At 58.1% G+C, this 21,536-nt stretch carries 16 protein-coding genes; 11 read left to right on the forward strand and 5 right to left on the reverse strand.

All coding sequences use genetic code 11. The features are described 5' to 3' along the window. Positions 1-2: 2 nt before the first annotated feature. The 3 genes from aroA to HMPREF9720_RS12720 all read right to left on the reverse strand — a co-directional run bounded on the left by aroA (position 3) and on the right by HMPREF9720_RS12720 (position 3,632). Positions 3-1,247, reverse strand: coding sequence for a 3-phosphoshikimate 1-carboxyvinyltransferase (gene aroA / locus HMPREF9720_RS12710; RefSeq protein ID WP_009598886.1), 1,245 nt, complete (start codon positions 1,245-1,247; stop codon positions 3-5). 72 nt (positions 1,248-1,319) lie between these two features. Further along, positions 1,320-2,108: an LPS export ABC transporter ATP-binding protein gene (lptB, locus tag HMPREF9720_RS12715; protein WP_009598841.1), complete on the reverse strand. Its 789-nt coding sequence runs from the start codon at positions 2,106-2,108 to the stop codon at positions 1,320-1,322. Between the two features lie 300 nt (positions 2,109-2,408). Then, on the reverse strand, positions 2,409-3,632 hold the full coding sequence (locus HMPREF9720_RS12720; RefSeq protein ID WP_009598883.1) for a porin: 1,224 nt from the start codon (positions 3,630-3,632) through the stop codon (positions 2,409-2,411). A gap of 269 nt (positions 3,633-3,901) precedes the next feature. Between HMPREF9720_RS12720 and recQ the strand changes: the two genes are divergently transcribed. The 5 genes from recQ (at position 3,902) to rsmA (ending at position 8,650) form a co-directional block, all read left to right on the forward strand. Further along, positions 3,902-6,094, forward strand: coding sequence for a DNA helicase RecQ (recQ, locus tag HMPREF9720_RS12725; protein WP_009598867.1), 2,193 nt, complete (start codon positions 3,902-3,904; stop codon positions 6,092-6,094). A 76-nt stretch (positions 6,095-6,170) separates the two neighbouring features. Continuing rightward, the gene (locus HMPREF9720_RS12730; protein ID WP_009598909.1) at positions 6,171-6,389 is read left to right on the forward strand and encodes a hypothetical protein; all 219 of its coding nucleotides are present in this window, start codon (positions 6,171-6,173) and stop codon (positions 6,387-6,389) included. A gap of 237 nt (positions 6,390-6,626) precedes the next feature. Further along, the gene (locus HMPREF9720_RS12735; RefSeq protein ID WP_139022501.1) at positions 6,627-6,851 is read left to right on the forward strand and encodes a hypothetical protein; all 225 of its coding nucleotides are present in this window, start codon (positions 6,627-6,629) and stop codon (positions 6,849-6,851) included. 103 nt (positions 6,852-6,954) lie between these two features. Further along, positions 6,955-7,497 carry a GNAT family N-acetyltransferase gene (locus tag HMPREF9720_RS15245; protein ID WP_175282416.1) on the forward strand — a complete coding sequence of 181 codons (543 nt, stop codon included), beginning with the start codon at positions 6,955-6,957 and terminating at the stop codon, positions 7,495-7,497. 418 nt (positions 7,498-7,915) lie between these two features. Continuing rightward, positions 7,916-8,650: a 16S rRNA (adenine(1518)-N(6)/adenine(1519)-N(6))-dimethyltransferase RsmA gene (gene rsmA / locus HMPREF9720_RS15950; protein WP_240049048.1), complete on the forward strand. Its 735-nt coding sequence runs from the start codon at positions 7,916-7,918 to the stop codon at positions 8,648-8,650. A 222-nt stretch (positions 8,651-8,872) separates the two neighbouring features. On the opposite strand, the gene HMPREF9720_RS12750 is transcribed toward rsmA, so the two are convergent. After that, complete coding sequence (locus HMPREF9720_RS12750; RefSeq protein ID WP_009598901.1) at positions 8,873-10,177, reverse strand: M16 family metallopeptidase; 1,305 nt, start codon at positions 10,175-10,177, stop codon at positions 8,873-8,875. Next, entirely contained in the window at positions 10,174-11,412 is a 1,239-nt protein-coding gene (locus HMPREF9720_RS12755) for a M16 family metallopeptidase (RefSeq protein WP_009598824.1), read from the reverse strand. Before HMPREF9720_RS12755 ends, HMPREF9720_RS12750 begins: the two co-directional genes overlap by 4 nt. Before the next feature lie 736 nt (positions 11,413-12,148). Here HMPREF9720_RS12755 and nifJ point away from each other — a divergent pair. The 6 genes from nifJ to HMPREF9720_RS12785 all read left to right on the forward strand — a co-directional run bounded on the left by nifJ (position 12,149) and on the right by HMPREF9720_RS12785 (position 21,408). Beyond that, the gene (gene nifJ / locus HMPREF9720_RS12760; protein WP_009598917.1) at positions 12,149-15,682 is read left to right on the forward strand and encodes a pyruvate:ferredoxin (flavodoxin) oxidoreductase; all 3,534 of its coding nucleotides are present in this window, start codon (positions 12,149-12,151) and stop codon (positions 15,680-15,682) included. Between the two features lie 198 nt (positions 15,683-15,880). Continuing rightward, positions 15,881-16,657 carry a S1/P1 nuclease gene (locus HMPREF9720_RS12765; RefSeq protein ID WP_009598836.1) on the forward strand — a complete coding sequence of 259 codons (777 nt, stop codon included), beginning with the start codon at positions 15,881-15,883 and terminating at the stop codon, positions 16,655-16,657. A gap of 577 nt (positions 16,658-17,234) precedes the next feature. Continuing rightward, positions 17,235-18,092: a hypothetical protein gene (locus HMPREF9720_RS12770; RefSeq protein ID WP_009598859.1), complete on the forward strand. Its 858-nt coding sequence runs from the start codon at positions 17,235-17,237 to the stop codon at positions 18,090-18,092. A 242-nt stretch (positions 18,093-18,334) separates the two neighbouring features. Continuing rightward, the gene (locus HMPREF9720_RS12775) at positions 18,335-18,766 is read left to right on the forward strand and encodes an META domain-containing protein (protein WP_009598891.1); all 432 of its coding nucleotides are present in this window, start codon (positions 18,335-18,337) and stop codon (positions 18,764-18,766) included. 592 nt (positions 18,767-19,358) lie between these two features. Continuing rightward, the gene (locus tag HMPREF9720_RS12780) at positions 19,359-20,504 is read left to right on the forward strand and encodes a site-specific integrase (RefSeq protein ID WP_004320429.1); all 1,146 of its coding nucleotides are present in this window, start codon (positions 19,359-19,361) and stop codon (positions 20,502-20,504) included. 199 nt (positions 20,505-20,703) lie between these two features. Continuing rightward, positions 20,704-21,408, forward strand: coding sequence for a hypothetical protein (locus HMPREF9720_RS12785; protein WP_005679961.1), 705 nt, complete (start codon positions 20,704-20,706; stop codon positions 21,406-21,408). The last annotated feature ends 128 nt before the right edge of the window (positions 21,409-21,536 follow it).

The raw sequence follows: 21,536 nt of genomic DNA on the forward strand, positions 1-21,536 counted from the left end.
CTTTAAACTCTGATTTTTTCAAGGTCTTCGAAGAAGCCGGGGTAGCTCTTGGCTACGCACTCGGCGTTTTCGATCGTTATCTGCCCGTCGCAGCGCAGCGCCGAGACCGCCATCGACATGGCCATGCGGTGGTCGTCGTGGCTCGAAACGCGCGCCGGGCGGATTTTGCCGCCGCGGATGCGCATGACGTCCTCTTCCGAGATGTCCACTTCGATACCTACTTTGGCGTATTCTTCGCGGATCGCCTCGGCGCGGTTGCTCTCCTTGTGCAGCAGCCGCGAAGTGCCGCGGATCGTGCTGACGCCGTCGGCCGCCGCGGCGAGGGCCGCAAGGGCGGGGAAGAGGTCGGGGCAGTTGGTGGCGTCGAATTCGAAGCCGTGTAGCGGGCGGCTGATCGTCGTCACCGAATCGGCTTCGTTGATGACGGCGGCGCCGGCCCGGACCAGCGCCGTGCAGACGGCCGTGTCGGCCTGCTTCGAGAGCATCGAGATATTCCGTACCGTAACCTCTCCGGCGACGGCGCCGGCCACCAGCAGCATGGCCGCCGCGCTCCAGTCGCCCTCGATGCTCAGGCAGGCCGGGCTGTAACGCTGGCCGCCTTCGATGTAGAACTCTTCGTAATCGTTATGGCAGATTTCCACGCCGAAACGGGCCGCGGTGTCTATGGTCATGTCCAGATAAGGGGTCGAAACCGCGCTCCGCACATGGATCGTGGTGTCGTGTCGGGCCAGCGGCAGCGCCAGCATGAGTCCCGTGATGAACTGCGACGAAACCGAGCCGTCCACGTCGACCTCGCCGCCGCGGATCGGTCCGCGGACTTCGAAGGGCAGGAATCCGCCGTTGTCGCGCACCCGGACGCCCAGCGTGCGCAGCGGTCCTATCATCATCTCCATCGGGCGGCGGAGCAGCGTGCCCTCGCCTTCGATGGTGATCGGCGTGCCGCAGAGCGAAGCGATGGGGGTGAAAAGGCGTGTCGAAAGACCCGACTCGCCGACGCGGAGCGTGTGCCCCTGCGGGCGCAGCCCGCCTTCGATCGAAAGCGTCTCTTCGCCGATCCGGGTCACGCGGGCGCCGAGCGTCTCGATGCACTGCAACGCCGAGCGCGTGTCGCTGCAGAACTCGATGTTGCGCAGCACGGAGGTCTCTTCGCAGAGAAGCGATGCCGCCAAGGCGCGCTGTGCGTAGCTTTTCGAGCAGGGCGGCGTCAGCGTGCCTTTGACGCGGCCCGATGGAACCGTCTTATCCATTATGGGGTGATATATGGTTATGCGGGGATGCCGGCGCAAGAGCGCCGCATCCCTGATTTCGTGTTTCGGCCGTTATTCCTGCGGAGTTTTGCGGTTTTTCATCTCCTGCGTCAGCTGGTGGCTCTTTTTCAGCTCGAAGTGCTGGCCCAGATAGACCTTGCGGACCATCGGGTCGGCGGCCAGCTCCTCGGCGGTGCCGGTTTTGAGGATCTTGCCTTCGTAGAGCAGGTAGGTGCGGTCGGTGATGGCCAGCGTCTCGTCGACGTTGTGGTCGGTGATGATCACGCCGATGTTCTTGTGCTTGAGCGTCGCCACGATCGACTGGATGTCCTCGACGGCGATCGGGTCCACGCCCGCGAAGGGTTCGTCGAGCAGGATGAACGCCGGGTTGATGGCCACGGCGCGCGCGATCTCCGTGCGGCGGCGTTCACCGCCCGAAAGCTGGATGCCGAGGCTCTTGCGGACCTTCTGCAGGCGGAACTCCTCGATCAGCGATTCGACGCGCTCGGCCTGATACTCCTTCGAATATTCGGTCATTTCGAGCACGGCGCGAAGGTTGTCCTCGACCGACAGGCGGCGGAAAACCGACGCTTCCTGCGCCAGATAGCCCACGCCCATCTGCGCGCGCTTGTAGACCGGTTCGTTGGTCAGCTCGGCGACCTGTCCCTCGTCGTTTTCCAGAAAAATGCGTCCTTCGTTGGGCTTGATGAGTCCCACGATCATATAGAAGGTCGTGGTCTTGCCCGCTCCGTTGGGGCCGAGCAGTCCGACGATCTCGCCCTGATTGACGTCGATCGAGACATGATCGACGACCGTGCGGGCTTTATATTTCTTGACAAGTTCGCTTGTGTATAGGCGCATGTTGCTGCATGGTTAAGTTTGCAGCCCCTTCATCCCGAAGCGGTTCCGTATTCGGGCCGATGAGCCGGAACGGGAAGGCTGCGGGCCGGGGCCGTCGCAACAAAGGTATATAAAGTAGGTAAAAACTCCAAACCGCGGGGCCATAATTCTCTCCGGAAAGGGGACGAAGTCCGGAAATTGTCCGCAGCGGCGGCAAAAAGGTTCCGAACGGCCGCGGAAATGTTCCCCGGCGGCCGGGCGTGCGGGCCGGAGCGTGCGGCGATGTTGTCCCGGCAACTGCGGGGACAATCGGGCCGGGCGTCAGAAGAATCCGATCAGCGCCACTTCGAAGCCGTTGCCGTTCTTGGCTCCCGCCGCCGAGTATTTCGAAAGCGTCCATGCGGCCTGCGCCTTCAGCCGCGGAATGGGCATGTAGAGGAAGCCCACCAGAAAGTCCTGCTGCTTGCCGACCGAGCCGGGCAGGTAGGTGTTGCGTTTGCCGTTGAAGACGTCGTAGCGGATTACGGGCATGTATTTGCCCTTGAATTTGTAGCCTGCGATGAGGTAGTACATCTGTTCGTCGACCTTGCCGCGTGTCTTTTCCCCCGTCGTCTTGTCTGTGTAGGCCGCGGAGGAGCCGGTGTGCGCGTATTCGGCCCGGACGAGGATGTGTTCGCTGTCGTACCAGAAGCCGGCGGCGTAGCGCGTCATGGGGATATAGTCCTTCGAAACCGTGTTGTTGGTGTATTCGCCCCAGTTCACCGAGCCTGAAATGCGCAGCTCCCTGAGAGGGAAGAACGTGAGGCGCGCCACGATGTCTTTCGACTTGTTGTCGTCCGAACGGTTCATCTGCGAGCCGTTGAAGAGGGCGAGGTTGTAGGTGAGCATGTCCCAGCCGTCGCGGTGCAGGAACGCGCCCGTGGCTTGCAGGCCGCAGTCGCGTCCGTAGGTGTTGTAGCCCGACACGGCGTTGCGGCAGACCATTTTGAGAATGGCGTGCGAGAAGTTGGGGACTTCGAGCGTGCCGGGCGAGATGTCGTAATTCTCGATGGTCAGCGGAACGGGGAACTGACCGGCCCAGATGTGTATCTGGGGGCGGATTTTGGCCCGCAGGTACATGTCCTGCACGGTGATGAGCGCCTTGCCCTGCTGGTCGGCCGAGCTGGAGAAGCCCTCGAACTGCATCTTGTAGTCGAACGTGCGGGAGATGTCGCCCGTGAGGATCAGACGCATGCGCTTGACGTTGAACGACGACGAATTTTTGCCGTCCGTTCCCCCGACGTTGGTCTGGTAGGTGTAGCCGATCTGTGCATAGCCCGAAAATTTGGGCAGCGCGGCGAGAATCTTCTCGAACCGGGTGATCTTCTTCGAGACCTCTTCCGGCGAAGCGGCGTCGTTGGCGTCGTCGATCTCGGCGGCGCTTGTTCGGGGTGCCGGTCGTGTGCCGGAGCCTTCCGGGGCGGGTTGTGCGGGGAGCGTCTGCGCGGCCGCCGGGAGACTCAGTGCGGCGGTGAACAGCAGTGCGGATAGTAAGCGTTTTTTCATGGCTGACTGGTTATGTCGGTTAATAAGCGTCGGACAGCAAACTGTTTGCAGGGGATCGGGGAACTCTTTTGCATAGAATATGCCATTTTTCCGGGGCGCACGTTCTTGTGTCCGTACCGGAAAGAAACGAAACCATTTCGTTGAGCCGGGCGCGGCCGGGCTTGCTCCAATCGCCGGGACGCTGAATTTTTATCGGTAGATGGTGCGGAATTCCGAATTTTTTGCTAACTTTACCTAAGAATTTGTGAATAAAGAGTAGAATCGGCGAAATGAAACAAAATGAATCGTCCCTGCTGCACGACAAGCTGAAGGAATACTTCGGCTTTTCGTCGTTCAAAGGGAATCAGGAGGCTGTGATCCGCAATGTGCTGGAGGGAAACGATACGTTCGTGCTTATGCCGACGGGCGGCGGAAAGTCCCTGTGCTACCAACTGCCCGCCCTGATCATGGACGGCGTGGCGATCGTCATTTCACCGCTTATCGCGCTGATGAAGAATCAGGTGGACGCCATGCGCACCTTCTCGGCCGATTCGGGGATCGCCCATTTCCTCAACTCGTCGCTCAACAAGACCGCCGTGGCGCAGGTGCGCGCCGACGTGCTGTCGGGAAAGACCAAGCTGCTCTATTTCGCCCCTGAGTCGCTGACCAAGGAGGACAACGTGGCTTTCCTGCATAAGATAAAGGTGTCGTTCTACGCCATCGACGAGGCGCACTGCATCTCGGAGTGGGGGCACGACTTCCGGCCGGAGTACCGCCGCATCCGTCCGATCATCAACGAAATCGGTCCTGCGCCGCTGATCGCCCTGACGGCGACCGCCACGCCCAAGGTGCAGCTGGACATTCAGAAGAATCTGGGCATGTCCGACGCGTCGGTCTTCAAGTCGTCGTTCAATCGCCCGAACCTCTATTACGAAATCCGGCCCAAGCACAACGTGGACCGCGACATCATCCGCTTCATCAAGCAGAACGAGGGCAAGAGCGGCATCATCTACTGCCTGAGCCGCAAGAAGGTCGAGGAGCTGACCGAACTGCTCGTGGCCAACGGCATCAAGGCGCTGGCCTACCACGCCGGCATGGACGCCGCGACGCGCGCCGCCAATCAGGACCATTTCCTGATGGAGCGCGCCGACGTGATCGTCGCCACGATCGCATTCGGCATGGGCATCGACAAGCCCGACGTGCGTTATGTGATCCATTACGACATACCCAAGTCGCTCGAAGGCTATTATCAGGAGACGGGCCGCGCCGGCCGTGACGGCGGCGAAGGCTACTGCCTGACTTTCTACAGTTACAAGGACATTCAGAAACTCGAAAAGTTCATGCAGGGCAAGCCCATCGCCGAACAGGAGATCGGCAAACTGCTGCTGCAGGAGACGGTGTCCTACGCCGAGAGTTCGATGTGCCGCCGCAAGACGCTGCTGCACTACTTCGGCGAGGAGTATACGGAGGAAAACTGCGGCAACTGCGACAACTGCCGCAATCCGCGTCCAAAGATCGACGCCAAGGCCGCGCTGAAGATGCTGCTGGAGGCTCTGCGCGACATCGGCGACAAGTTCAAGGGCGACTATCTGGTGAATGTGCTGACGGGCAAGACCACGGCGCTGATAAAGAGCTACGGACACAACAAGAGCAAGTGGTTCGGCGCAGGCGCCGAGCACGACGCCAGCTTCTGGGGCGCCGTCCTGCGTCAGGCGCTCATCCTCGGACTGGTGGACAAGAATATCGAGAATTACGGACTGATCTCGGTGAACCGCAAGGGCGAGAATTTCATCGCCATGCCGTTCCCCGTGACGGTGACGCTCGACCACAATTACGACGAGGAGGAGCGGGAGGCCGAGGCCGTGGCTCCGATGGGCAAGGGCGGCGCTGCGGACGAGGAGCTGTTCTCGATGCTCAAGGACCTGCGCAAGAAGGTCGCCAAGCAGCACGGACTGCCGCCGTTCGTCATCTTTCAGGACCCGTCGCTCGAAGATATGGCTGTGCAGTACCCGATCACCCTCGAAGAGATGCAGAACATTACCGGCGTCGGCGTGGGCAAGGCCCGCAAGTTCGGCGAGGAGTTCATCAAGCTGATCAAGGCCTATGTCGAGGAGAAGGAGATCATCCGCCCGCAGGACATGATCGTCAAGTCGGTCGGCAACAAGTCGGGCAACAAGATCTTCATCATCCAGTCGATCGACCGGAAGATGGATTTCGAGGACATCGCCCGTGCCAAGGATCTCGACTTCGACGAACTGCTGACCGAGATCGAGGGAATCGTCAATTCGGGCACGAAGCTCGACATCTCCTATTACCTCCGGGAGTTTATGGACGAGGACAAGATCGAGGACATATACCTCTATTTCAAGGAGGACGCCGAGAGCGACTCGCTCGATGCGGCCATCGACGAACTGGGGGCCGACTATACCGAGGAGGAGATACGTCTGGTGCGTATCAAATTCATGTGCGAGCAGGGTAACTGACGCCCTGTACCGACCTGCTGTCCCGCGGCTGTTGCGTCACTGTTCCGAGGAATGGACTAACTTAACAAATACGCCTATGAACAAAAAGACTTTTACTGTTGCCGTGATTTTCCTGATTGTGACGCTCGTGTGGCTCGGTGTCAATATATTCTGGGCTTTGTCGAACAAAAACTGTATTTTCGACCTGATCGTGGCGGTGCTGTTCGCACTGGCCGGCGCGGGTATGGTGTACAACGAATGCCATAAGCGCAAGTGCAGGCACCTCGACGAGGTGAACCGGCACCAGATTCCCTGACGGAAGGGGGCTTTGCAGCGGTTGCGGAGTGTCGATGCCGTGTTTCTTCCGGCAGGGCGACGCAGTTGTTTTGTGGCGTATGGCGCGCGGGGAAGAGGACGATCGGTGCGCGCGGGTCCGTGCAGCGGTTTTGCGTGCGGTTTTGTGTGCCGGTCCGTGCGGCGCGGCGGTTGCGGCGGCCGGCGCCCGGAGTCGGAAACGTGTAAAATAAGGAGTGATATGAGGAAAACGAATGTTATGCAGATCCTCCGCCTCGTGATGATGATCGCGGCGGTCGCGGGCGTGATTTACGCGCTGGAGTATATGGAACGGGGCATTGCCGTCTGGTTCTGGATTACGCTGCTGGGCGTGGGTTTCGTGGGCCTGCTCTACACGTTCCGCCTGACGCAGCGTCGCCTGCGGCTCGAACGCCGGGCCAAAGAGCGGCAGGAAAAGAAGAAATCGCGTAAACAAAAACGCTGAGAGTTATCCGCCGGACATTGCGCCCGGCGGATTTTTTTTGGAGAGGGCTGAGGCGGAGGGCCGGGAACTTCGGAAAATTTTCCGGAAGATCGAGGCGGTTGTCTTGGCCGGGAATTTTCGGAAGCTGCAGGGTCCCTATTCGCCGGGCGATGCGCACGCCTTCATTACGCCCCCCCCCGCCGGAGGATTTCGCCGTAGTGATCGGCGGCAAAGCCGTGGGCGGCATCGGGTTGGCGCCGTGGGCGGCATCGGGTTGGCGCCGTGGGCGGCATCGGGTTGGCGCCGTGGGCGGCATCGGGTTGGCGCCGTGGGCGGCATCGGGTTGGCGCCGGGGACGGATGTCGGATCGGGGCTGTCGGATCGGGGCTGTCGGATCGGGGCTTCGTACCGGGGCTTCGTACCGGGGCTTCGTACCGGGGTCTCGTACCGGGGACGGGGCGTTATGACCGCCGCCGTGGCGCGGGCCGCGGAGTGGGTTTTCGCAAATACCCCGATAATTCGTATCTTTGCCGCCGCATACGTCTCGAATCCCGCTTCGCAGCGGGTGCTGGACAAAGCCGGATTCCGTTTCGTGGGGACGATGCACCGCGCTTTTGTCGGGAACGGAGCGTTCGTGGACGGCTGTTATTATGAATTGCTGAAATAGAATGAGTGAAGTAAGGGCTAAAAAGGCGCTGGGCCAGCATTTTCTGGTCGATCTGAATATTGCGCGCAAAATCTGCGACTCACTTTCGGGCGGAGAGATCCGGCTGCGGACAGCTCCTGCTGTTGCCGCTCTTCCCGGAGCGGACGGGCAGGCTGCGGCTGGGAGAGGACCGGAGGAGCCGGCGACGGCCGTAATCATTGCAGCGAAAAGAGGGACCGGAAACGCTGCCGAGATGGGTGCAGCGGCCGCAACCGGGGATGCCGCAGTCGCAGTCGATGGCCGGACGGCGGAAATTGCTGCCGGGCCGGATGTCGCTGCGGGTGCCGGACCAGATGTCGTGCAGAGTACGGAACCGGGTGTCGCGGCGGGTGCCGGGCGGGATGTTGCGCAGGAGACAGGGCCGGAGGGTGTGTCGGGTATAGAGCCGGATGTTACGCCGGATGCCGGGCAGGGGGCGAAAGCTGCCGGGCGCTGCGACGTGCTGGAGGTCGGGTGCGGCATGGGCGTGCTGACGCAGTTTCTGCTCAGGCGCGACGACATCGTCACCTACGGGGCCGAGATCGACCCGGAAAGCGTCGAATACCTGCATGCGCATTACCCCGAATTCACGCCGCGTCTGATGGAAGGCGACTTCCTGAAGATGAACCTGCGCGAACTGTTTCCCGGAGGGCTGAAAATCATCGGCAATTTTCCCTACAATATCTCTTCGCAGATATTCTTCAAGGTGCTGGAGAACCGCGATCTGGTGCCTGAATGCGTCGGCATGATCCAGAAGGAGGTCGCCGTGCGGCTGGCCGAACCTCCCGGCTCGAAGGAGTACGGCATTCTTTCGGTGCTTTTGCAGGCGTGGTACGACATCGAATATCTTTTTACGGTCAACGAGACGGTTTTCAATCCGCCGCCCAAGGTCAAGAGCGCGGTGATCCGCCTGCGCCGCAACGGCGTCGAGCGGCTCGCCTGCGACGAAACGCTGTTCGTGAAGGTCGTGAAAGCCTCCTTCGGACAGCGGCGCAAGATGATCCGCAACTCGCTGCGGTCGGTATTCGGCAATTTCGGCGGCGCGGAGCATCCTTTCTTCACGCAGCGCGCCGAACAGCTTTCGGTCGCCGACTTCGTGGAGCTGACCGACTGGGTTGCGGCGAACAGAACGTAGCCGTTCGGAGTCCGTGCGCCGTGCACCGCGCATGATGCGTCTGCGGTCATACGTTGTGCGGTCGTACGCCTGCGACCATGTGTCATGTGTCTGCATTGAAACCAAAAGCATCCCGTTGAGGGATGCTTTTGGTCTATATGCGGATTTCGTATCGGCGGGGTCTTCCGCTTACTGTTCTGTCTGTGCGCTGCTGCGGCCGCCGGGGTGAAATTCGGCTGTGCGTCACTGGCGATCCGCCTTTTCTTCCGGGGCCTGCCGCTCCTCCGGGATGGGGTCGCCTGCGATGACGGTCACCAGATCCTCGCGCGCGAGGTATTTCTGCGCCAGACGCTGTACGTCGGCGGGCGTCATGGCCTGTATGCGGCGGATGTTTTCGCCGATGACGGTGTGGTCCCGGCCGCAGAGGATGTTTTCGATCGTGACGTCGGCGATGCCGAACGGACCGTCGAGAATGCGCATCATTTCGCCGATCATGATGTTCTTGACCAGCGAAAGTTCCTCGTCGGGCATCGGCTCCGTGCGCAGCCGTTCGATTTCGGCGTAGATCTCCCGCAGGGCGTCGCGCGTGACGTCGGTGCCGACCTGCGTTGCGACGGCGAAGTAGCCCGCCTGTTCGAAATTGACCATGGCGGCCACCACGCCGTAGGTGTAGCCGCGCTCTTCGCGCAGGTTCTGCATCAGGCGCGATCCGAAGTAGCCGCCCAGCACCGACGCCACGACCTGCATGCCCAAGAAGTCGGGATGCTGGCGCGGGAAGAGCATGCGTCCGATGCGGATCGAAGACTGCACGGCGCCGGGGTGTTCGACGAAGGCTTCGTGCCGGGTTACGGGCGCCGGAAACGGCGTCCCGGTTTCGGACTCCGACCGCGGCAGCCGCTCCGCGAGGGCGGCCACGGCTTCCCGTTCCTGCTCGCCGATGCGTCCGCTGCACACCACGAAGCCGTTGGCGGCCGTGTAATGGCGGGCGTAGAATTCCGCGACGTCGGCCCGCGTCAGGCGGTCGTAATCGTTTTCGTCGGCCGAAATGCCGTAGGGGTGTTCGGGACCGAACATCGTCCGGGCGAACGCTTCGCGGGCTTCGACGTCCACTTTCGTACGCTCGATGGCCAGCCGCTGTTTGCGCTTGGCGCAGTAGGTGCGCAGCTCCTCCTCCGGAAATGTCGGATGCAGGAGCACCTGCTCGGCCACGGCCAGCGTCTGTCCGAAGAATTTGGAGAGCGTGCAGAAGCTGATATAGGCGTAGTCCCGGTCGATGTTGACGTCGAAATAGGAGCCGTAATAGTCGAGCTGTTCGGCGATCTGCTGCGCCGTCATGTCGCGCGTGCCTTCTGCGAGCATGTTCGCCGCGGCCGATGCCGAGAAGGGAACCCGCTGCACGGCCGATCCGGCGCGGAACACGAAGGTGATGCGCAGCACTTCGAAGTCGTCCGAGGCGAGCGTGTAGAGCGTGGCGCCGTTGGCGAGCGTCGTCTTTTCGGCCTGCGGGACCTCGACGGTCGCGGGTATTACGAGAGGCGGTTGTGTCATTTGCTTGCTTTGTAAATGAGGGTGGAACAGTTTTCGGGCCGGAACGTGCGGCGGCTGAAGTCGATGATGTCGTCGGTAGTGACGGCCCGGTAGGCCGCAACCTCGCGGTTGACGAGCGGCAGGTCGCCCAGCATCTCGTAGAAGCCGAGGTTCATCGCCTTGTTCATTACGTTCAGTTCGCCGAAGAGCGTGTTGGCTTCGAACTTGTTTTTGACCTTCTCGACCTCGTAATCCGTCGCAGGCCGGGTCCGGAGCGCTTCGATTTCGGCGCGGAAGGCCGCTTCGGCCTGTTCGGGTGTCGTCTCCGGCAGGAGCTGGCCCGTGAAGACGAAGAGTCCGGGATCGACGTCGCCCGAAATGTAGGCGTTCACCGACGAGAGCAGCCGCTGCTCCTTGACCAGATGGGTGTAGAGCCGCGCCGAGTCGCCGCCGGCCAGCAGGTCCGACACGAGGTCGGCGATGTAGAAGTCGGGCGAGGTGCGTCCGCCCATGTGGAAGGCCAGCGAAACCGTCGTGGCGGGGACGTCGCGCTCGGCGACCTCGCGGCGTGGTGCGGTCTGGACCGGTTCCTGACGGATGTGGTCCGGGGCCGCAGGCCGGTTGGCGAGCGGCTCGAACCACTTTTCGGCCAGATCGAGCATCTTCTCTTCGTCAATGTCGGCCGAGATCGAAAGAATGGCGTTCGAAGGGCGGTAGTGGGCGCGGTAGAAGGCCTGCACCTCGTCGGGCGTCGCTTGGGCGATATGTTCGGGCGTCAGCCCGATGGTGGCCCAGCGGTAGGGGTGGACCTTGTAGGCCAGCGCCCGCAGCAGCATCGGCTGGTCGCCGTAGGGCTGGTTGAGGTAGCGCTGGCGGAACTCCTCGATCACCACGCGCTTCTCGGTTTCGAGTTTTTCGGGCGTGATGTCGAGCCCCTCCATGCGGTCGCTTTCGAGCCACAGGGCCGTCTCGACGTTGTCTTTCGGCAGGGTGATGTAGAAATCGGTATAGTCGTTGTTGGTGAAGGCGTTGTTGTCGCCGCAGGCCATCTGCACCGGCAGGTCGAAGTTGGGTATGCGGCGCGTACCGCGGAACATGAGGTGTTCGAACAGATGCGCGAACCCCGTGCGTTCGGGATTTTCGTTGCGTGCGCCTGCTTTATAGAGGATGTTTACCGCGGCGAGCTTCGAGACCGGGTCGCGGTTGACGACGACCGTGAGTCCGTTCGCCAGTATTTTCTTTTTGTATTCGATCATATGGCTGCAAAGATAGTAAAAAAGCGGCGGCAGGAATAGTAGTGACGCCTCATTTGTTTGATGGATTCTGTGACTATGAAGTTTGGGGATTGTGAATCCATAAATCCTGCCGCCGCATATGGCCCGGTGTGCTGCGGCAGGAAAACGGGAAGAGTGCTGCCGAATCTGCGGACCCTACGGCTCTGGTAAGCCTTCAATCCCACAAATTACAGCACGCACCCTTCGGGGTACGACGGATATTGCGGGATTGCAAAAAATTTACCAGATTTTAGGGTCCCAATACATCGTTGACATATGACGATATGTAAAGAACGAATTCGGGGAACAAAAGTAGAAAAATTTTCCCGATCTGCAATTGCACTGCCCGAACAACCCATCCGTTAAACCCGAATTTGCTCAATGCAAGCTGTTTTGCGTTATTTTGGCACGGAATGGAATGTGCGTCTGTTCTGGAGCCGGGAGACGCTCCCCGGAGGAGGCGCGGCGGAGCGCCGGAAAGTGTGCCGCCGTGGTAACGCGCTATGGGTAAACCGGTTTTGCAACTCCGTGATTTACGCAGGTTTGTGTTAAAAAATTAACAACCTTGAGTGTTATTCCGCTAACACCCCGAATGGTAAAAATTCCTGATTTTTTGTTCTGAAATCGGACTGTTATTTCCGCCGGATTTGCTATCTTTGCAACGCATTCTGTCCTGAATTCAGAAAACACACACAATATCATCTAAAATTTTAACAAAATGGCAGAAAAGAAATTTATCACGTGTGACGGTAATTACGCTGCGGCGCATGTTGCATACATGTTCTCGGAAGTTGCGGCGATTTACCCCATCACGCCCTCCTCGACCATGGCCGAGCTCGTGGACGAGTGGGCCGCACAAGGTCGTAAAAATATTTTCGGCGAAACGGTGAAAGTCGTGGAGATGCAGTCCGAGGCGGGCGCCGCAGGCGCTGTGCACGGTTCGCTCCAGAGCGGCGCCCTCACTTCGACGTTTACCGCGTCGCAGGGCCTGCTGCTGATGATTCCGAATATGTACAAGATCTCCGGCGAGCTGCTTCCCGGCGTGTTCCACGTGTCGGCCCGCGCGCTGGCCGCGCAGTCGCTGTCTATTTTCGGCGACCATCAGGACGTCATGGCGACCCGCCAGACCGGATTCGCGATGATCGCCACCTCGTCCGTACAGGAGGTGATGGACCTCGCGGGCGTGGCGCACATCGTGGCGCTCAAGTCGCGCGTGCCGTTCCTGCACTTCTTCGACGGTTTCCGTACCTCGCATGAGATCCAGAAGATCGAGCTGATCGACGAAGCCGCCCTGACGGCGATGCTCGACCGCGACGCGCTGAAGGCCTTCCGCCAGCGTGCGCTCAACCCCGAACACCCCGTGACGCGCGGTACGGCCCAGAACCCCGACATCTATTTCCAGACCCGCGAAGCCGCCAACACCTTCTACGACGCCGTGCCCGACATGGTCGCAGACGCGATGCGCGAGATTTCGAAGATCACCGGCCGCGAGTACAAGCCCTTCGTATACTACGGAGCCGCAGACGCCGAGAACATCGTGATCGCGATGGGTTCGGTGACCGAGACCCTCAAGGAGACGGTCGATTACCTGAACGCCAAAGGCGGGAAGGTGGGTGTCGTGACCGTTCACCTCTACCGTCCCTTCTCGGTGAAATACATGATGGAGGTGCTGCCCGAAAGCGTGAAGCGCATCTGCGTGCTGGACCGCACCAAGGAGCCGGGAGCCAACGGCGATCCGCTCTACCTCGACGTGGTGGAGGCTTTCGCCACCTGCCCGTGCAAGAACAAGCCGCTCATCATCGGCGGCCGTTACGGTCTTTCGTCGAAGGACACCACGCCGGCGCAGATGCTGGCCGTGTTCACGAACCTCGCGGCCAACGAACCCAAGAACCAGTTCACGGTGGGTATCGTGGACGACGTGACGTTCCGTTCGCTGCCCGTGGGCGAGGAGATCTCGCTGGCCAAGCCCGGCACGTTCGAAGCGCTCTTCTTCGGTCTGGGCGCCGACGGTACGGTGGGCGCCAACAAGAACTCGATCAAGATCATCGGCGGCACGACGAACAAATACTGTCAGGCATACTTCTCCTACGACTCGAAGAAATCGGGCGGCTACACCTCGTCGCACCTGCGTTTCGGCGACCTGCCCATCACTTCGCCCTATCTGGTCACCACGCCCGACTTCGTGGCCTGCCACGTGCCTTCGTATGTGGACAAGTACGACGTGCTCAAGGGCCTGAAGGCCGGCGGCTCGTTCCTGCTCAACTCGGTGCACGACGCCGCTACGACCTGCGAGACGCTGCCCGCGCACATGAAGGCTTACCTCGCCAAGAACAAGATCAACTTCTATATCATCAACGCCACGAAGATCGCCGCCGAGCTGGGACTGGGTTCGCGCACCAACACGATCATGCAGTCGGCGTTCTTCAAGATCGCCAACGTCATTCCGTTCGACAAGGCCGTCGAGCAGATGAAGAAGGCGATCCAGAAGTCCTACGGCAAGAAGGGCGAGGATATCGTCAACATGAACTATGCGGCCGTGGACGCCGGCGGCGATGCCGTCGTTAAGGTCGAGATTCCTGCCGAGTGGGCTTCGATCGAGGACAAGGGCTTCGTGCATGTTTCGGACGCTTCGTGTCCCGAATTCGTGCGCAAGATCGTCGAGCCGATCAACGGCCTGAAGGGCGACGACCTGCCCGTATCGGCCTTTACGGGCCGTGAGGACGGTACGTGGGAGAACGGTACGGCCGCCTACGAGAAGCGCGGCATCGCCGTGAACGTGCCCGAATGGAAGATCGAGAACTGTATCCAGTGCAACCAGTGCGCCTATGTCTGCCCGCACGCCGTGATCCGTCCGTTCCTCGCAACGGAGGCCGAAGCTGCCGCTTCGGGCGTAGAGTGGAAGCAGGGTCTGGGCGAGACGAAGGACTACAAGTTCCGCATCCAGATTTCGCCGCTCGACTGTACGGGCTGCAGCAACTGCGTGGACGTTTGCCCCGCCAAGGAGAAGGCGCTGGTGATGAAACCGCTCGAATCGCAGCTGCCCCAGCAGAGGAATTGGGATTATATCGTAAAGAACATCGGCTACAAGCAGGTCGTGGACAAGACCAAGAGCGTCAAGAACCTGCAGTTCGCGCAACCGCTCTTCGAGTTCTCAGGCGCCTGCGCAGGCTGCGGCGAGACTCCCTATATCAAGGCTATTTCGCAGCTGTTCGGCGAGAAGATGATGGTGGCCAACGCCACGGGCTGTACCTCGATTTATTCGGGTTCGGCTCCTTCGACGCCGTACTGCACCAATGACAAGGGACAGGGTCCCGCATGGGCCAACTCCCTCTTCGAGGACAACGCCGAGTTCGGTCTGGGTATGCACGTGGGCGTCGAGAAACTCCGCGACCGTATTCAGGAGTCGATGGAGCAGGCGATCGCAGGCTGCACGAAGTGCTCGGACGAGCTGAAGGGCGTCATGCAGGAGTGGATCGCCGCGCGCGGTTCGTCGGCCAAGTCGGCCGAGGTTTCGGCCCGCCTGATCCCGATGATGGAGGCCTGCGGCTGCGACTACTGCAAGGACATTCTCGAAATGAAGGACTGGCTGGTGAAGAAGTCGCAGTGGATCATCGGCGGCGACGGCTGGGGTTACGACATCGGCTTCGGCGGCGTGGACCACGTGCTGGCTTCGGGTCTGGATGTGAATATTCTGGTCGTGGATACCGAGGTTTACTCGAATACCGGCGGTCAGTCGTCGAAATCGACGCCCGTGGGCGCCGTCGCCAAGTTCGCGTCGGCCGGTAAGCGTATCCGCAAGAAGGATCTCGGCGCTATTGCCATGACCTACGGTTACGTATACGTGGCGCAGGTTTCGATCGGCGCGTCGCAGATGCAGCTCTTCAACGTGCTGAAGGAGGCCGAGGCTTATCCCGGACCGTCGCTCGTGATCGCTTACGCGCCGTGTATCAACCACGGCATCAAGGGCGGCATGACGCGCACGCAGACCGTGGGCAAGGAGGCCGTATCCTGCGGCTACTGGCACCTGTGGCACTATAATCCGCAGCTCGAAGAGCAGGGCAAGAATCCGTTCGTGATGGACTCGAAGGAACCCGACTGGTCGAAGTTCCGCGACTTCCTGATGAAGGAGGTGCGTTACACTTCGCTCAAGAAGTCGTTCCCGGCCGAGGCCGAGGAGCTGTTCGCTGCCGCTGAGGAGAACGCCAAGTGGCGTTACAACAGCTACCAGCGTCTTGCCAAGATGGAGTACTGATCTGTATGACAGCTATGTGAAAGGCCGCGGCATTGTGCCGCGGCTTTTTTTTTGTTGGCGGGCCGTATCGCGTCCGGCGTCGTATCGCTTGCATGGATAGGATAAAGCATAAAAAGAAATGATTGTAATTGCTTTTTATTGCTTATTTAATATCTATTCTTTATATTCGTTTCGAAATCACCTTAAAACTAATTCGAAATGAAAAAACTATCCGTATGTCTGCTGACGGCCGTGCTCTGCTGTTGGTGCGCGACGGCGTTCGGCTGGGGGAAAATCGGCCACGATGCGATCGCCGACATCGCCGAATGCAACCTGACGCCCAAAGCCAAGAAAAACATCGAAAAGTATCTCGGCGGCCGTTCGATCGTCTATTATGCCTCGTGGATGGATCAGGTCCGCCACACGCCGGCCTACAGGCACACCAACACGTGGCACACCAACAAGGTCGATGCCGGGGGAATCTACGTGCCCGATCCCGAAGGCGACGCGATGACTTTTCTGGACGACTGCATTGCGAAAGTGGAAGATTACCGCAATCAAAACGATTCGACGGTGACGGTCTCGATCCGCTTTATCGTACATCTCGTCGGCGACATGCACTGTCCGGGGCACGTGAAATATCCGTGGTACAAGAGTTTCAAATTCACGCTCAGCGGCAAGGAGTACGGCCTGCATAATTATTGGGACGAGTGGGCGCTTACGCTGAGCAACAAGTGGCATTATCTGGAATACGGGCACCAGCTCGACCGCTGTTCGAAGCGGGAAAAACGCGATATCGCCGAAGGCACGCCCCGCGACTGGCTGGCCGACAGCGCCCGCGAGTGCCGCGTGATCTACGACTGGACCAAGGCCGGTCAGACGCTTTCGTACGAGGAGGCGCGCGACTTCATCATTTTCTCGTACGAGTTCGCCGAGGCGCAGGTGCTGAAAGCCGGATACAGGTTGGCGGCGCTGCTGAACCGCTTGTTCGGATAAGGCGGTTGCGGCCGCACGTTGCGCCGCCGGGAATGCCGCCCGCTTTTCGGTGCGATTTCCGGGGCGGCGGTGCGTCCGAGTTGTGGTTCGTACGGATGGCGGTTCGGAATCCGTCCGGCGACCTGAAATCTGTCCGGGATGACGGCCTGAAATTCCTCCGGGAAGCGGTCCGGGATTTGTCCGGACGGTGGGGCGGAATCCCTCCGAATGGCAGTCTGAAACTCCTTCGGGAAGGCGCCCGAAATAGGTTCGGACGACAGTCCGGAATCTGTCCGAGCGGATGGTTCGAAAACCGTTCGGTCGGCGGGCTGTCAGGAGATTCGTTCGAAAACCGTTCGGGGATTCGTTCGAAATCCGTCCGGGCGGCGAAACGGCTTCGGCCGCGGCATCAGTGCCGCGGCCTTTTTTGTGTTCCGGCGATTCGGTTCGTGATGAAAAATTTGCTGCCCGTTTGAAAAATCCCCCCCCCGAATGAATTTATTTGTTCATAATCGGCCCCGGAGATAACTTTGCCGCACATTTGAATTAACACTATCTAATCTCGCTTATGAAAAATCTCTTGCACAAAATTGCGTCCGTGTTTGTCGTGTGCGCTGCTTTGGCCGCCTTTACGGCTTGTAACGATGACGACGGAAAGGTGAAGAAACCGCAGGTATCGTCCGAATTGGTGGGCAGCTATATGCCGCACTATTTTAAAGAAGTGCCCGACGAGGGGGGCGGTGAGCCTTCGAGGTTTTATCTGGAAGTAGCCGCTGCATGGACGGATCCGGATAATATTCCCGGTATCGATCTCTCTGCGAGCATGGATATGCCTGCCGGTTCGTTCATAATGCCGTTCAATACCATCTTGGATTTGGTGTCGGCCATCGGTTCGCAATTCGTGTCGAGCGGTCTGGTTCAGCTCGATCTGCATAGCGACGGCTTGTTTGCAGCCAAGTACCATGAAGTGGTGGTCGAGGAGGGGGCCGACATCATGACGACGATCTTCTCGCCGACGTTCGCCGAGGCCGTATCGGTATTTCCGAGTGCCGAGACCGCCGCTGTCCTGCCCGAAGGCGCGCTGAGTTTCTATACGGAGTCGAACCTGTTCTTCGCTGCCGTCAGCAAGGATTTCATCCGGGCGATCGAGAAGCAGGAGGGGATGGAGATTCTTTCCGAGATCGACAAGATGCTCGGCGCTTATAAGGGGTTGAGTGTCGTTTCGACCGACAGCCATTACGCCATTCCGTTCAAGTATACCTTCGAGGGCGGCGTGCTTCGCCTTTATGTGGACCGCGCCATGATGCTGCCCTATGTCAAGCTGTTCAAGGACGTGCTCGGCGGGCTGGGACTCGATCCGTCGCAGATGATGGGACTCGATCCCGCCGTCATTCTCGACGATCTGTTCAACGCAACGACGGAACTGCAGATCGCGGTTTATCTGAAAAAAATGTAATTCCTGAAAAATGTAATTCGGGGCTTTGCCCGATTTGCGGCCATCCGGAGCGATTTGTTCCGGATGGCTTTTTTTGCGGGGGCCGCCTAAGACCTGCCTGTGTGAAGACCTGCCTGTGTTTTTTGTCGCCGGGTTTGCTTATCCGGCCGGGAATTGCTAACTTTGGGGCGCATAAGAGTCGACGCCGTCAGGTTTTGTGCGGTTTTTGCACGCGGCGTTCTGTTATTAACTTATATGTATTTATGATGAAAAAGTATTTTGCAGCCGCAGCGCTGCTCGTTACGATGGCCGCGTGCGGAAGCGCCGCGCAGGACAAGACGCTCGAAGGTACGACTTGGAAACTCGCCAAAATGGAGTCGATTCCGGCGACGGCGATCAATCAGGAGACGGATTTCTTCACGCTGGAGTTCAATGCCGCCGACACGATGGTCGCCGGACGCACCAACTGCAACCGTTTCTTCGGCCGCTATGAGCTGAAGGGCAAGAAACTCGAATTCGAGAATATGGGCATGACCCGGATGGCCTGCCCCGACATGCAGTACGAAGATGCGTTCGTCAAGATGCTCGACGACGTGGACCGTTTCGAAATCAAGGGTTCGGAGCTGACCTTCTTCGACGACGACAAGTCGCTGGCCGTATTCAAGGCCGTCGAAAAAGAGCCTGCGAAGAAGTAGTTTCGCCGGCGCGGATAATTTGCGGCACTCCTTCTCTGAGGGGCTGCCGTTTTTTTTGTGTTATGCGGCGGAACTGCTCGGTCGGCCGGATGTGCGGAATATGTTGCGGACGGAGAAAGTAAAAAAGAACGGCGGCAGGAAAAAAGTGACGCAACTCTCTTTTGTATGAAGAATCCGATTATCGGAAAGCATCCTGCCGCCGCATATGATTCGATTGCATCGGCAGGAGTGCGGACAAATGGACTCATTTGTGCCAAAGAAGAAAGGGCTGCGCCGAATCCCGACTGCTCTGGGTTCTGGTAAACCTGCGACACCGAAAAACAACGCACACCCTTCCGGGGGCGGTTGTATAGGGTGTCTTCAAAAAATTTACCAGATTTACGCATTATATGTATAGAATGAAAACAACATCCAATAAATTGATAACAAATATCCTGTAAATCAAAGTTTTATAATCTTATTTTTATTTTCGGTTGTTTTCAGTACTTTCAGTAGATTGGCTCTTGTTTGGTGCAATTTTGTTTCTCATTTGTTTCTCAAATTCGATACTTATTCGTATATTTGCAGTAGAAAAAATGAGAAAGGAATCCCTATGGCACGAGTTAAGAATCATACAAAAGTCAAAGAGCCAATTCGTCTTCGGATGAAGTCGCTGAGCAATGGCAGCAAGAGCCTGTATCTGGATATATACCGCGACGGAAAGCGGACATATGAATACCTCAAGATGTATATTATCCCGGAAACGGATAGCAACTCCCGCAGGCAGAATCAGACGACAATGGACGCCGCCAATGCCATCAAGTCGAAGCGTATTATCGAACTGACCAGTAATGAGGCCGGGATTGTATTCCGTAAGGACAAGACTTTCCTGCTGGATTGGATGCAGGTTTATATGGAGGCTCAAGAGAGTGCCGGTAAGAAAGATGGCAGTCAAATCAAGATTGCCATGCGCATACTGAAAGACTATGCCGGAGAAATGGTCACACTGGATCAGATTGACGGGGACTTTTGTCGTGGCTACATCACTTATCTGCTGACGGAATATCATCCGAAAGGCAAGGACATATCGAACTACACGCTTCACAATTATTACCGTGCGTTGAACGGTGCGTTGAACTCTGCCGTCAGGAAGAAAAAGATGAAGGCCAACCCTTTCAACGAACTTGAGAAGTCGGAGAAAATCCGCAAGCCGGAGAGTATGCGGTCGTACATGACCATCGAAGAGGTACAGGCGTTGATTGACACTCCTATGCCCCACGAGGAATACGAGATTGTAAAATGCGCATATCTGTTCTCCTGCTTTTGCGGATTACGCATCAGCGATATAATCAAGCTGAAATGGAATGACGTGTTCGTTGACAGGGGACAGTACCGTTTGGCCGTGTCCATGAAAAAGACCAAAGAGCCTATTTACCTGCCCCTCTCTCCTGAAGCGTTGAAGTGGATGCCGGAACGTGGGGGCAAATCATCAGAAGATAATGTGTTCGACCTGCCGTCCGCCAATACAATCAGAATGCAGCTCAAACCTTGGGCGAAAGCAGCCGGAATCTCCAAGCGGTTCTCCTACCACACCAGTCGCCATACGTTTGCCACCATGATGCTGACGCTCGGAGCGGACTTATATACTGTCTCGAAGCTGCTCGGCCATGCCGATGTGAAAATGACACAGGTGTATGCCAAGATTATCAATAAGAAAAAGGACGAGGCTGTGAATCTTGTAAACGGTTTGTTTCACTAATTGAAGGCATTCTGTGGTCCATGTCTAATTTACAAACATATATTTACGGCATTTCTCCGGTTGTAAATGCAACCGAAGTTAATGCTTCCATCACATATTATAAACTCAAAAAGGTAAATCGACATGAAAAGACCTGAAGACGGCCTTCTCTCTTTTTGGAGGGAGCCAACACCTGCAGCACTTCGCTGCGGACAAGGATGTGGCGAATGAACTTTTCGCCCTGCTTACCGAAGCAAAAACAGTTTATCTCCACGATGTTGTGTTGGGTGGTAAACAGTACCACCGCTATGTGGACGATTTCGTAAACGGACACCGGTACATAGACTGTGACCATGCGGCCTGCCGGAACTGCCACGAAATGAACATCCACATTGTCAAGGGGCTGCTGACCGAGTGCGCCAGTTCCGTCCAGCCCTGCTTTGCCGCACCGGATTTCACGTTTAATGAGTGCATGAAGTTGAAACGGATGTATGACACCTCGGAATCGTTGTCTCCGCTTGGTCCGCCCCGTATCAACCGACCTGCGGCTCTCTCTCTTTCTTTTGGTTGTAATTTTACCCCGGAACAGATGAAAAGTATAGTGGCTTGCGCCAATACTTATCATCTGTTCTGTGTTTCTGTACGCATTGAAGACATGGAGGCTCTCTTCGCCTGCAAGAAGGGCTTTTCCATCCGCGTGAACAATATCCGCCGTGTGGTAATCCTGTTCGATGCGCTTCTTGAAAACTCGTTCATCCAATCTCGGTGGCAGAATGTTCTCGGCAAGGGCGCATTCCTGCAGTCCAAGGACGGGACACGCTCCGTTTCGGTGTCAACCCTGTCTTCCGCGCTGTCATCCATCAAGAACAACATGACATCGGTCGCATACAGCATCCGAAAGGTCATTGATCGGCTGAAAGAATGACAGAAAGTGACAAGAAGCGAAGTATGTGAAAGGTAAAAGCATGAGAGTTACAATGACACGTGCATAGTATCATTCCCCAAATCACGGCATCTTCGTTTACAGGACATACCTTTGACCTCCGTTAGCGC

Origin of the sequence: Alistipes sp. HGB5, assembly GCF_000183485.2 — a bacterium.
Taxonomy (GTDB): Bacteria; Bacteroidota; Bacteroidia; order Bacteroidales; family Rikenellaceae; genus Alistipes; species Alistipes finegoldii.